This is a genomic window from Phytoactinopolyspora endophytica, from assembly GCF_004138495.1.
GTDB classification, from domain to species: Bacteria; Actinomycetota; Actinomycetes; order Jiangellales; family Jiangellaceae; genus Phytoactinopolyspora; species Phytoactinopolyspora endophytica.
The window spans coordinates 21378-34224 of record NZ_ML142858.1 but is presented as its reverse complement, the minus strand read 5'-3'; the positions used below and the strand labels follow the sequence as shown (position 1 = coordinate 34224).

Below are 12847 nucleotides of genomic sequence, written 5' to 3'. Positions count from 1 at the left end.
GATCGGTCCTCGGCCGGTCCGCGCGGCGACTCCGCCGGCGCCCTGGCCGCCGTCTCCGGTGGCTCCGCGCGAGCCGGGCGGAAGCGCGAACGCGCGGAGGACGACGGCGAGCGGCGCCGGACCGACGCCGCCGACATCCTCGAGGGACTCAACCCGCAGCAGCGTGAAGCGGTGACCCATCAGGGCCCGCCGCTGCTCATCGTGGCCGGCGCCGGGTCCGGCAAGACCAGGGTGCTCACCCGTCGCATCGCCCACCTGCTCGGAGAACGCGACGCCCATCCCGGCTCCATCCTCGCCATCACCTTCACCAACAAGGCGGCCGGCGAGATGAAGGAGCGTGTCGCCGAGCTCGTCGGGCGGCGGGCTCAGATCATGTGGGTCTCCACGTTCCACTCGGCATGCGTGCGCATCCTGCGACGTGAGGCCAAGAGGTTCGGGTTCACGTCGTCGTTCACCATCTATGACCAGGCCGATTCGCAGCGGCTCATGACCATGGTCTGCCGCGACCTCGACCTCGATCCGCGTCGTTATCCGCCGCGGAAGTTCAGCTACGCGGTCAGCGACTTCAAGAACGAGCTCATCGACCATGAGACCGCGGCCGCCCAGGCGAGCAACCATCACGAGCGCACCATCGCCGAAGCGTACGCGATGTATCAGCAGCGGCTGACCGACGCGAACGCCTTCGACTTCGATGACCTCATCATGACCACGGTCAACCTGCTGCAGGCGTTCCCGGACGTGGCCGAGCACTACCGTCGCCGGTTCCGGCACATCCTGGTCGACGAATACCAGGACACCAACCACGCCCAGTACGTCCTCGTCCGCGAGCTGGTGGGCGGGGCGGGCGCGGAAACCGGCTCGAGCGATCCGGGTGCGCCGCCGGTGGAGCCGGCCGAGCTGTGCGTGGTCGGTGACGCGGACCAGTCGATCTACGCGTTCCGCGGCGCCACCATCCGCAACATCGAGGAGTTCGAGAAGGACTATCCGGATGCCCGCGTGGTCATGCTGGAGCAGAACTACCGCTCCACCCAGACCATCCTCTCCGCGGCCAATACGGTCATCTCCCGCAACGAGGGCCGCAAACCCAAGCGGCTGTGGAGCGAGAGCGGGGACGGCGAGAAGATCGTCGGCTACGTCGCCGACGACGAACACGGTGAAGCGCAGTTCATCGCCGAGGAGATCGACCGGCTCGGCGACGAGGGCCACGCCAACCCCGGCGACGTCGCCATCTTCTACCGCACCAACGCACAGTCCAGGGTGCTGGAGGAGATCCTCATCCGGGTGGGACTGCCGTACCGAGTGGTCGGCGGGGTGCGGTTCTACGAGCGCAAAGAGGTCAAGGACGCCCTGGCCTACTTGCGGTTCCTGGCCAACCCCGAGGACACCGTCTCACTGCGGCGCATCCTCAACGTCCCCAAGCGAGGCATCGGAGACCGCGCGGAAGCGATGATCGACGCGCTGGCGCAGCGCGAGCGCATCACGTTCTGGCAGGCTTTGCGCCGCGCCGCCGACGCACCCGGGATCGCGGCCCGCTCGGTCAAGGCGATCGAGGGGTTCGTCGCGCTGGCGGACGAGCTGCGGAAGATGGCGGAGGAGGACACCGACCCCGCCGCCATCCTGGAAGCCGTCCTGGAGCGGACCGGCTACATGGCCGAGCTGGACGAGTCGGACGATCCCCAGGACGAGACCCGCGTGGACAACCTGCGCGAGCTGATCGCCGTCGCCGCGGAGTACGACGTCAGTCAGGCCGACGAGGAGGCCGGCACGCTCACCGGGTTCCTGGAGCGGGTCAGTCTGGTGGCCGACGCCGACGAGATTCCCGAGGGCGATGAGCACGAGGGTGTCGTCACGCTGATGACGTTGCACACGGCCAAGGGGCTGGAGTTCCCGGTGGTGTTCCTCACCGGTATGGAGGACGGTGTCTTCCCGCACCAGCGGTCCCTCGGCGAGCCACGTGAGCTGGAAGAGGAACGCCGCCTGGCCTACGTCGGGATCACCCGGGCCCGCGAGCGGCTCTATCTCTCCCGCGCGACCGTACGCAGCGCCTGGGGCGCGCCCAGTCACAACCCGGCGTCCCGGTTCCTCGGCGAGATCCCCGACGAGCTGGTGGACTGGCGACGCACCGAAGCGGACCAGTCTCGCTGGACCACACCCAAGGCTCCCCGCCTCGGCCGGAACAGTGCCCCACCCCGCGCGGTCCCGATGCTCTCCGCCGGAGACCGGGTCAACCACGACGCGTTCGGTCTCGGCACCGTCGTCGCGACCTCCGGCGAAGGCGAACAGGCCCAAGTCACCGTCGATTTCGGCGACGAGGGCCTGAAGACCCTGATGCTCCGCTACGCCCCGATCGAGAAGCTATAGGCGCCACCTCTCCGGCAGTCCAGCGCGTGCCAGCAACCCCGCGACGCCGGTGCACAGGTGCCTCGCCGCTACCCATTCGCTGCCGTCAACCGCAGTGCACGCCGCTGTGCGCCTGTGACGTCCATTCGACAGCCGCGGTGATGTCGATGCACCGGCCCGTCATGTCAACGCCCATCGGCGTATACACCGGGCCCGCATAGAACGAGTAGAAATCGCCGTCACAGCCAGGGCTCGACGGGCAGCTCGGCCAGCTGGACCCGCTCGGCCTGATCCTCGCCTCGGTATACGCCCGTATCCCGTAGGCCGGCCCTCCGTGGCTGGTCACAAGGCAGTTCCGTCTTGTGTGCCACGAGAAGTAGACGTCCATATAGCCGATGGTGGTCCCGGATGCCTCGATCGGATAGTGGCCTGCATGGTTGTACGACGAGCCGCAGAGTCCGACGAGCGGCAATGCACTCGTCGCCGTCGGCAGCGGAGCATGACCGGCCCCGTGAGCGGCCGGAACCGCACCGATCACCAGGACGAACGCTGCCGTTATGGCGACAAGGATTCGTCTCACCCAGCAGCCCTTTCATGTTCGCGGTCCGCCAGCACTAGCGCGATGGTGCGACATACCCTACTTGGTCGGGCGCTCCTCAGGCAGTGGGCTGAACAGGGGATTTACGCGGGTATCGGTGCTCTGCACCAGTGCGTCGCACTAGGGCGTGATATAGCGGCCGGCAAGCTCGGTGCCGATACGTCCTAGCTCGGCTCGGACGGACTGTGGTTCGACGACGTCGATCGTCGCGCCCCAGCCCGCGAGGTTCCGGGCGATGTCCAGCGGGGTCGGCGCGGCGAGGCGAACCCGGACGCGCCCGTCGTCAAGCTCGCCGTCGGTGTGGCAGTGCTGGCCGAAATGGTCACGCAGTATCGCAAGGAACCGGGACTCGATGAGCACCGTCGCCCACGTGCGTGAGCGCCGTTGCTCGACCTCGCCGACGACCCGCTCCCACGCGGCGGCGAGCTCGAAGTCATCCGGACGCTCGGCTTCCTGACCGGTTGGTTCGAAAGCCTCGATCCGGTCGACCCGGAACGTGCGCTGCCCTCGCTCCGTGCCGGCGATCAGGTACCAGACGTCGTCCTTGTCGACCAGGCCCCAAGGGTCGACCAGCCGCTCGGTTCGCTCTCGGGCTCCGCTGACGTAGTTCAACCGGACCTTCCGACGGCGGATCACGGCGTTCTGTAGCAGGTCCACCACCTCGGGACGGCGGCGCTCACGTTCGCTCCACCTGGTGGGGTCGATCATCGTGGCGCTGGCGGCAGCCTCGGCGTCGGCCCGGAACGTCTGAGGCAACGCCCGCACGAGTTTGCGCAGCGCCGCTTTGGCCTCATCGGAGACGGCCGCGGCCGGACCAACCAGCAGGAACAACGCCTGCGCCTCCGTCGCCGACAGTCCGCTGAGGTCGGTGCGGGCACCACCGACGAGCGACCAGCCCCCACCGCGCCCGGGCTGCGGGTATACGGGAATCCCCGCCGCGGACATGGCCTCCAGATCACGTCGCGCCGTCGCCACGGACACCTCGAGCTCCGCGGCCAGCTCGGACGCCGTCACCTGGCCCCGGGACTGCATCAGGAGCAGGGCCGCTACCAGCCGATCCGCGCGCATCGTTCAAGTGTGCCAAACAAAGTGCTCAGTTGGTGAGCACTTTAAGGCGAATGATGGAAGACATGAAGAAGACGGCGCTCATGGGCAGCACGGAAGTCACGGACACACACGACGGCACCGCCGCCCCAAAGAAGGGAACAACGATGTTGCGAGGATTCACCACCATCAACTACTGGGCCGACGACCCACAGGTGGCAGCACGCTGGTACGCGGAGCTGCTTGACACCGAGCCGTACTTCGTCAGGCCGGAGGAGGGACCGCCCGCCTACGTCGAGTTCCGCATCGGCGACTACCAGCACGAGCTGGGCATCATCGACCGACGCTATGCACCCGAGGGCGCGGCCAGTGGCCCTGGCGGCGTGGTCATGTACTGGGCCGTGGACGACGTCCATGCCAGCTACGAGCGACTGCTCTCCCTCGGTGCCACCGTCCACCAGGAACCGATCGAGCGCGGGCCCGGATTCATCACCGCCTCCGTGATCGACCCGTTCGGGAACGTCCTCGGCATCATGTACAACCAGCACTACCTGGACGTTCTCGGATCGCAGGCAGGAGCGTGACATGAACACCGTCGTCGCGAGCAGTGCCACGGTCTGGCGCGAATGGCTGGAGCAGAACGGCCGGTCCGAGAAGGAGGTCTGGCTGGTCATCCACCACAAGGACAGCGGCACTTCGAGCCTGCGATATCACGAGGCCATCGAACATGCGCTGTGCTTCGGGTGGATCGACGGCCTGCATCGTAAACGCGACTCGACCAGCTCCCAGCTTCGGTTCACGCCGCGCAACCCGCGCAGCACATGGAGCCGGCCGAACCGCCGGCGAGCCGCCGAGATGATCGAGCAAGGTCTGATGACTGAGCACGGCCAAGCCCTGATCGATATGGCCAAGGCCAACGGAACCTGGCAGCTTCTGCCGGATGACGAGGTCTCGGCCATACCCGACGACCTGCAGACAGCGTTCGACCGGAACGAGGCCGCCTGGACGAACTTCGAGCGTTTTCCGCCTTCCTCGAAGCGGCTGATCCTGGAGTGGATAGTGAAGGCGAAGAAGCCCGAGACCAGGCGACGCCGGATCGATCAGACGGTTAGCCTCGCGGCGGTGAACATCCGGGCCAATCATCCCGGAACCCGGTCCGCCGCGGGTGGCTTAATTCCGTCAAACTGAAGCATTTGCCACTTGTTCCCCGAGGCGTCGCCAACGGAAGCACGAGCCGCGCCCCCGGAGTTTGGTATACGTGATGGCTAGCTAAATATCCTTACCAAACTTCGCTGTGCGCCCCGTGGCCATACGGCTGTGCTCACGGTGCGCTGCCCCGAACGCCTTAGAGCGGCGCCGGAGCTCGGCCAAGATTCTTCATCACAGACGTCGATTCGGAGTGGGTGCACTTCGTCGGTGAGGTAGAAGGCCTCAACCGGGGCCAAGGAGTGATGGGATAGTGAGATGGCCAAGTACATGATCCTCATCTATGGGGACGACCAGCAATGGGGAGCGATGTCCCCGGAGCAGCGGGACGCGCACGAAGCCGCGCACGCCGCGTTCAGGACCGACGCCGGCTCGAGGATTGCCGGCGGCGAGGAGCTGGAACTGGCGACGACGGCGACGTCGTTGCGCTCGGATGGAGCCGGACGGGTGACCACGACGGATGGGCCATTCCTGGAGACGAAAGAGGCATTGGGTGGCTTCTACATGCTGGAAGCGGCCGACCTCGACGAGGTGATCAGGTTGGCATCTCAGCTGCCGGAGGTGCACGCCGGCCACAGCGGAGTGGAGATTCGCCCGGTTGTGGATCACCGTGACGAGCGTGGGTAGTAGATCACGCAGGACGGTGGGCACGGATGAATGCTGAGGTCGTCGCGGCGGTGGCATCGGCCCACCGCCGCGACTGGGCCCAGGTGTTCGCCACCACCGCGCGGGTGACCCGGGACCTAGATCTGGCGGAAGAATGCACCCAGGACGCGTTCGCACAAGCGCTGCAGACCTGGCCGCAGACCGGTATCCCGGCGCGACCGGGCGCGTGGTTGACGACGATCGCGCGCAACCGTGCCCGCGACGTCCTGCGGCGAGAGTCGGCGTTCCGGCGGGCGATGCCGCTGCTCGCGGCCGATAGTTCGGTGCCCGGCCCGGAGGCCGTGCTGGACGATGACCGGTTGCGGCTGGTGTTCACCTGCTGTCACCCTGCACTGTCCAAGGAAGCGCAGATCGCGCTGACCCTACGGCTTGTGTGCGGCCTGTCGACCGCCGAAGTGGCCCGCGGGTTCCTGGTATCGGAGCCGACCATGGCAGCGCGGATCACCCGCGCCAAGAAGAAGATCGCCACGGCCCGGATCCCGTATCGCGTCCCGTCCCCGGATCACCTCGCCGTACGGGTCAGCGCCGTCCTGGAGGTCGTCTACCTGATCTTCACAACCGGCCATTCCGCCCCCATCGGTGGGAAGTTGGTCCGCCGCGATCTGCTCGACAGCGCCATCGGGTTGGCCCGCCTGTTACACGTCCTCATACCTGCCGACGCCGAGGTGAGCGCCCTTCTCGCACTCCTGCTGCTCAACGATGCTCGCGCCGACACCCGGCTGTCCGCCGACGGCCGGTTGCTTCTCCTGTCCGAGCAGGACCGCACACGCTGGAACACGCAGCTCATCGAGGAAGGGGTCGCCCTGCTGACCGGCGCGCTCAGCCGTCAACCGCCGACTCGTTACGCCGTCGAAGCCGCGATCGCCGCCGTACACGCCGAGTCACCCAGCTGGGACGACACTGACTGGTCCGAGATCGTCGGGCTGTACGACACTCTGCTACGGCTGTCGCCCTCGCCCGTGGTTCGGCTCAACCGAGCCGTCGCGATCGGACTACGCGACGGCCCGCAGACCGGCCTGGACGCGCTCGGCCCGCTCCGCGACGAGCCGCTCCTGGCCACCTATGGCTACGTCAGTGCCGCCCGTGCCTATTTCCTCCGCCGGCTCCACCGCTGGAGCGACGCCGCGCTCGCCTACGAAGAAGCACTCGCACTCACCGGCAACGACGTCGAGCACGCCTTTCTCGCCCAACGCCTCGCCGAGGTCCGAACTCACCTGCCAGGCTGAACGTCGCTCAGCTCAAGCGCCAGAGAGCCGGGAAACCCACCTCACAAGCGCAGTTGAGTGGCATGCACGCCCTCGGTTCTCGACGGCGCGAACAGCGCGGCGACGACACCGATGAGCGGCACGGCCGCAGCGACCCACATGGCGGACGTGAACCCGTCGATGAACGAGTCCGGCGATGAGTACCCGCCGTAGTGGGCGAACACGGCCGCGAGGATCGCGACACCGAACACGCCGCCGAGCTCCCGAAACGCGGTGTTGGTCCCGGCCGCGACGCCGGTGTCGTCGACCGGGACAGCGGACGTCGCCGCACTGGCCGTCGTCGCGAAGATCATTCCGATGCCGGCACCCGCGATGACCAGCGACGGGACCAGGGTGCCGTATGCCACACCAGGCTCCACCACGACGGCGAGCCACCCCAGCCCGAACGACTGCAGGAGCAGGCCGCCCAGCATGAACGGCTTGGTACCGAAACGGTCGGCGAGCGCGCCGGCGACCGGTGCGGCCAGCATGGGCATGCCAGTCCACACCAGAATGCGCAGGCCTGCCTCCCAGGGACTGTGGCCAAGTCCTGTCTGAAACAGCTGAGTGATCATGAACAGGGCACCGAGAAGGGACAGGAACTGGAAGAAGATCACCGCGTTCGCGGCGGAGAACCCGCGAAGCCGGAAGTACGCCAGCGGCAACATCGGGTGGGCGACCCGCCGTTCCCATCTGAGAAAGGCGGTCACGAACAGCACTCCGACCACGAGCGAGCCGATGACTTCGAGGCTGCTCCATCCGATGACAGGGGCTCTCACCGGTGCCCACGTCAGCGCGAACAGCCCCAGCGCGACGAGTACAAGCCCGGTGATGTCCAAGTGCGGCCGGGGACCACGGCTTTCCCGCAGCCGCAGCATGCACGCCGGGATCATGACGAGCCCGACCGGTACGTTGATCCAGAAGATCCACTGCCAGGCGATGCCCTCGGTGATCGCGCCTCCGAGCACTGGCCCGCCCGCCACTCCGAGGCCGGTGATCCCGCCCCAGACGCCGATCGCCGCCCCCCGCTTCTCGACGGGGAACGCATCGCTGATGAGTGTGAGCGTCAGCGGCAGGACGAGTGCGGCACCAGCTCCCTGGACCAACCGCGCCGCTATGAGCGCGTCGGCCCCGGTCGACATGGCGCAAGCGGCAGAGGCAAGACTGAAGACGGCAAGGCCGACGACGTATATCCGACGGCGGCCGAACCGGTCGCCCATCGCCGAACCGGTCAGCATGAGGCAGGCGAAGGCCAGGTTGTAGGCGTTGATCGTCCATTCGAGGTCTGCCAGGCTCGCACCCAGGTCGACCCGCAGCGTCGGCAAGGCCGTGGCCACCACGACCACGTCCAGCGAGGCCAGGAACGCTCCCAACCCCGCGAGTACCAGCGCCCATCCTGGGCGCGAACGCGCGGCGCCGGCGCCGTCCGGCGAGCCCACAAGGGTGGCGCCGGTAATATCCGTCGTGTCTGACATATCGATGTGGTCCTCTATCTGTCGTCAGGCCGGGGTCAGCGTCGCGGGCAGGCCGAACGTGGTGAACAGACCGGGGTCAAGAAACGCCACGACCCGGGCGATCCCGGTCGACGTCGTGGTCAGCACATGGATCGCATGAGCGTGGTAGACGCCATCGTCGGCGCGCCGGTATGCAGTGGCGGCGGGCTGATCGTTGGCCGTCGTGGGCACCATGCGCACCGTGCCGGGCGCGCCGAATATACGCGCGGAGGCGAACTGCCCGATCGTCTTCCGCCCGGCCAGCCACTCCGAGAACGGCGGCATCTCGAACGTGGCGTCCTCGAGCAGTAGACGTGTGAGCGCATCGACATCGGCGTTCTCGAAAGCCTTCATGTATCCCTCGAGCAACACACGCGCGTCCGGCTCCCGCGGCTCAGCGACGCCGTCCTCGGCCGGTGCCACCGCATTCAGCTGCGCCCGGGCCCGCTGCAAGGTGCTCTTGACTGCCGCCGTCGTGGTGTCGAGCAGGTCGGCGACCTCGGCCGCCCGCCAATCGAGCACGTCCCGCAGAATCAGGACGGCCCGCTGCCGAGGCGGCAGGTGCTGGAGCGCGACGATGAGTGCGAGACGAAGGCTGCCCCGCAAGCTGGTCACGGCCGCTGGATCCGGCGCCCCTGAGCTCGCCCACGAGTCCGGTGCCGGCTGAAGCCAGATGACGCCGTCGGGCGCCGGCCCGATGGACAGCCCGGCGTCGTCGCTCGGCCCACCGATGCCGGAGGGCAGAGGGCGCCGGTCACGACGTTCGAGCGCGGTCAGACACACGTTGGTCGCGATTCGATAGAGCCAGCTCCGCAGCGACGAGCGGCCCTCGAAGGCCTGATACGACCGCCAGGCCCGCAGATACGTCTCTTGGACCAGGTCCTCGGCGTCGTCCACGGAGCCCAGCATGCGATAGCAGTGCGCCAGCAACTCGCGCCTGAACGGCTCGGTGAGCGCAGCGAACTCGCCGTCGTCCGGCATCGCCGCTCTTCGGTTCTGTACGTGTGTGGGTATCACACATATATAGACCCGGAGGACGGCCCAGAAGAATCGCGGCAGTCCGAACCGCACGCCACCAGGGGGCGCGCACGACTCTCAGGGTTCCTTGACTCAGGTAACGCTTGGAGTGCTTGGGGTCGGCCCAAGCGTTACGTGAGTCAAGGAACCCTGCGAGCGGACGTCGTCCGGCGCCGTCGCACGCAGGCCGGACAGCGGCGCCGGAACTCGACCAAGATTCTTCGTCCCGGGCGTCGATTCGGAGTGGGTGCACTTCGTCAGTGAGGTAGAAGGCCCCATTCGGGGCCGCAGAGTGATGGGATGGCGAGATGGCCAAGTACATGATCCTGATCTACGGGGATGACCAGCAGTGGGGAGCGATGAGCACGGATGAGCGGGAGGCGCACGAAGCGGCGCATGCCGCATTCAGGGCCGACGCCGGCTCGAAGATTGCCGGCGGCGAGGAGCTGGAACTGGCGACGACGGCGACGTCGTTGCGTTCGGACGGGGCCGGTCGGGTGACCGCGACAGATGGGCCCTTCCTGGAGACGAAGGAGGCGTTGGGCGGCTTCTACCTGCTGGAGGCGGACGACCTCGATGAGGCGATGGGGTTGGCGTACCAACTGCCGGAGGTACACGCTGGCCACAGTGGAGTGGAAATCCGTCCGGTCGTGGATCACGAGTGAAGGTGGATCATGCATGAACGCGGAGGTCGTCGCGGCGGTGGCGTTGGCCCACCGCCGGCGCACTGACATAATCCAGCCGTGGATGCGAGTACCCAGGCGGACGAGATGCAGGCGAGCCAGGTGGTGCCTGGCTCCAAGTTGGAGCGGCCCATGGAATGGGCCATGCGCCCCGCGGAGCTAGCAGATGTCGAGGCGATCGCTGAGCTGCGAGCCATGGTGATGCGCAAGGACCTGGAGCGACTGGGTCGGTTCGACGAGCATAGGGTCCGCCAGCGGCTGCGGGACTCCTTCTCCCCACAGCACGCGTCGATCATCTTGGCCGATGGCACTTTCGCGGGCTGCGTGACGTTGCGGCCGGCCGAGGACGGGCAGTGGTTGGAGCATTTCTATCTCGCCCCAGGCATCCAGGGCCGGGGGCTCGGTTCGGCCGTCCTGCGAACACTGCTGGACCGGACCGATGCCGATGGCCTGCTCGTCCGCCTCAACGTCCTGCAGGGCAGCGCCGCCCGGCGGCTGTACGAGCGCCATGGGTTCACCGTGGAGGTTCAGGACCCGATCGACATCTACATGGTGCGATTGCCGGGCGCGGACGTCCAAGCCGACGTTCGCTGCCGCTGACCCTGTGGGCACGCGACAAGCGCGGGACGCACTGAGAGCTAGACGCGGCGGAACAGCAGCGCCTGCTTGACCTCCTGGATCGCCTTGGTCACCTCGATGCCGCGGGGGCAGGCGTCGGTGCAGTTGAACGTGGTCCGGCAGCGCCACACGCCCTCGCGGTCGTTGAGGATCTCCAGCCGCTCCTCGGAGCCCTCGTCCCGGCTGTCGAATATGAACCGGTGCGCGCCCACGATCGCCTGCGGGCCGAAGTACTGCCCGTCGGACCAGTACACCGGGCAGGACGTGGTGCAGGCCGCGCAGAGGATGCACTTGGTGGTGTCGTCGAAGCGTTCCCGCTCCTCCGGCGACTGCCGCCGCTCCCGGCTCGGGTCGTTCCCGCTGGTGACGAGGAACGGCATGATCGACTTGTACGCCTCGTAGAACGGCTCCATGTCGACCACGAGGTCCTTGAGTACCGCCAGGCCTTTGATCGGCTCCACCGAGATCGGCTTGTCCAGCGGGAGGTCCTTGAGCAGGGTCTTACAGGCCAGCCGGTTCCGCCCGTTGATCCGCATGGCGTCCGAGCCACAGATGCCGTGCGCGCAGGAACGGCGGAAGGTGAGCGAGCCGTCGTACTCCCACTTGATCTTGTGCAGGGCGTCCAGCACACGGTCGGTGCCGTGCATGGTGAGGGTGTGGTCCTCCCAGCGCGCCTCGGTGTCCGACTCCGGGTTGAATCGCCGCAGTCGCAACGTCACCTGGAACGACGGGATACCGCCGGCGTCCGGCGTCTCCTGGGCGGGAGCCTCGGTGGTCAACGTCATCAGAACTTACGCTCCATCGGCTGGTAACGGGTGATCACGACGGGCTTGAAGTCCAGCCGGACTCCGGCGCTGCCCTCGGAGCTCTCGGTCCGGTACGCCATGGTGTGGCGCATGTAGTTGACGTCGTCGCGGTTCTGGTAGTCCTCCCGGAAGTGGCCGCCGCGGGACTCCTTCCGCTCCAGCGCACCGGTGACGATCGCCTCGGCGAGATCCAGCAGGAAACCCAGCTCGATACCTTCCAGCAGGTCGGTGTTGAACCGCTTCCCCTTGTCCTGCACCGATGCGCGACCATACCGCTCGCGCAGGCCGGCGATGTCGGCCAGCGCCTGCTTCAGAGTGGCTTCCGAACGGAAGACCTGAGCATTGGCGTCCATGGTCTCCTGCAGGGCACGACGGATATCGGCGACCCGCTCACCATCTTGGCGATCACGCATGCCTTCCAGCATGGCCACGGTCTCGGCCTCGGGCGACTCCGGCAACTCGACCCACGGCGCCTTGGCCGCGAACGCTGCCGCCGCGATCCCGGCCCGACGGCCGAACACGTTGATGTCCAGCAGCGAGTTGGTGCCGAGCCGGTTGGCGCCATGCACACTGACGCACGCGACCTCGCCCGCGGCGTACATCCCGGGCAGCACCCGCTCGTTGTCCGCGAGCACCTCGGTCTCCACCGTCGTCGGGATGCCACCCATCGCGTAGTGCGCCGTCGGGAAGACGGGGACCGGCTCCGTATACGGCTCGATGCCGAGGTAGGTGCGGGCGAACTCGGTGATATCCGGCAGTTTCGCGTCGATGTGCGCCGGCTCCAGGTGGGTGAGGTCGAGCAGGACGTAGTCCTTGTTAGGCCCGGATCCACGCCCTTCGCGGACCTCGTTGGCCATGGCTCGGGCGACGACGTCGCGCGGTGCCAGGTCCTTCAATGTCGGCGCATACCGTTCCATGAACCGCTCGCCGTCGCTGTTGCGCAGGATCGCACCTTCGCCGCGCGCCGCCTCGGAGAGCAGGATGCCCAGTCCGGCGAGCCCTGTCGGATGGAACTGGAAGAACTCCATGTCCTCCAGCGGCACACCACGGCGATAAGCGATCGCCATCCCGTCGCCGGTCAGTGTGTGCGCGTTGGACGTCGTCTTGTACACCTTGCCGGCTCCGCCGGTGG

At 67.3% G+C, this 12847-nt stretch carries 13 protein-coding genes; 7 read left to right on the top strand and 6 right to left on the bottom strand.

The genetic code is table 11. From position 1 onward, the window contains the following. Nucleotides 1-2361: DNA helicase PcrA (gene pcrA, locus ELR45_RS19220; protein ID WP_240759877.1), on the top strand; the 2361-nt coding region annotated here is incomplete at its 5' end. Between the two features lie 85 nt (nt 2362-2446). Here pcrA and ELR45_RS19215 read toward each other — a convergent pair. Both ELR45_RS19215 and ELR45_RS19210 read right to left on the bottom strand, forming a co-directional pair. After that, on the bottom strand, nt 2447-2920 hold the full coding sequence (locus ELR45_RS19215; protein ID WP_205856869.1) for a hypothetical protein: 474 nt from the start codon (nt 2918-2920) through the stop codon (nt 2447-2449). 138 nt (nt 2921-3058) lie between these two features. Beyond that, a complete protein-coding gene (locus tag ELR45_RS19210) occupies nt 3059-4006 on the bottom strand; it encodes a helix-turn-helix transcriptional regulator (RefSeq protein WP_129667821.1) in 948 nt (315 codons plus the stop codon). A 143-nt stretch (nt 4007-4149) separates the two neighbouring features. Between ELR45_RS19210 and ELR45_RS19205 the strand changes: the two genes are divergently transcribed. The 4 genes from ELR45_RS19205 to ELR45_RS19190 all read left to right on the top strand — a co-directional run bounded on the left by ELR45_RS19205 (nt 4150) and on the right by ELR45_RS19190 (nt 7080). Continuing rightward, nucleotides 4150-4566, top strand: a complete 417-nt coding sequence (locus ELR45_RS19205; RefSeq protein WP_129667960.1) for a VOC family protein — start codon at nt 4150-4152, stop codon at nt 4564-4566. Between the two features lies 1 nt (nt 4567). Next, nucleotides 4568-5170 (top strand): YdeI/OmpD-associated family protein, encoded by a 603-nt coding sequence (locus tag ELR45_RS19200; protein ID WP_129667820.1) that lies wholly within the window; start codon nt 4568-4570, stop codon nt 5168-5170. Nucleotides 5171-5446: 276 nt separating this feature from the next. Next, a complete protein-coding gene (locus ELR45_RS19195; RefSeq protein WP_129667819.1) occupies nt 5447-5815 on the top strand; it encodes a YciI family protein in 369 nt (122 codons plus the stop codon). 26 nt (nt 5816-5841) lie between these two features. Then, nucleotides 5842-7080, top strand: a complete 1239-nt coding sequence (locus ELR45_RS19190) for an RNA polymerase sigma factor (protein ID WP_129667818.1) — start codon at nt 5842-5844, stop codon at nt 7078-7080. A gap of 41 nt (nt 7081-7121) precedes the next feature. Here ELR45_RS19190 and ELR45_RS19185 read toward each other — a convergent pair whose 3' ends face one another. Both ELR45_RS19185 and ELR45_RS19180 read right to left on the bottom strand, forming a co-directional pair. Beyond that, nucleotides 7122-8573 carry an MFS transporter gene (locus tag ELR45_RS19185; RefSeq protein WP_129667817.1) on the bottom strand — a complete coding sequence of 484 codons (1452 nt, stop codon included), beginning with the start codon at nt 8571-8573 and terminating at the stop codon, nt 7122-7124. 24 nt (nt 8574-8597) lie between these two features. Then, nucleotides 8598-9608 (bottom strand): sigma-70 family RNA polymerase sigma factor, encoded by a 1011-nt coding sequence (locus ELR45_RS19180; protein ID WP_276320704.1) that lies wholly within the window; start codon nt 9606-9608, stop codon nt 8598-8600. A 308-nt stretch (nt 9609-9916) separates the two neighbouring features. On the opposite strand from ELR45_RS19180, the gene ELR45_RS19175 reads away from it, so the two are divergent. Further along, a complete protein-coding gene (locus ELR45_RS19175; protein ID WP_129667815.1) occupies nt 9917-10273 on the top strand; it encodes a YciI family protein in 357 nt (118 codons plus the stop codon). 162 nt (nt 10274-10435) lie between these two features. Then, a complete protein-coding gene (locus ELR45_RS19170; RefSeq protein WP_129667959.1) occupies nt 10436-10891 on the top strand; it encodes a GNAT family N-acetyltransferase in 456 nt (151 codons plus the stop codon). Between the two features lie 38 nt (nt 10892-10929). Here ELR45_RS19170 and ELR45_RS19165 read toward each other — a convergent pair whose 3' ends face one another. Continuing rightward, nucleotides 10930-11694 (bottom strand): succinate dehydrogenase iron-sulfur subunit, encoded by a 765-nt coding sequence (locus ELR45_RS19165; RefSeq protein WP_129667814.1) that lies wholly within the window; start codon nt 11692-11694, stop codon nt 10930-10932. After that, nucleotides 11694-12847, bottom strand: a 1154-nt coding sequence (locus ELR45_RS41060; protein WP_240759874.1) for an FAD-binding protein, incomplete at its 5' end; no start/stop codon positions are given. The genes ELR45_RS19165 and ELR45_RS41060, both read right to left, overlap by 1 nt.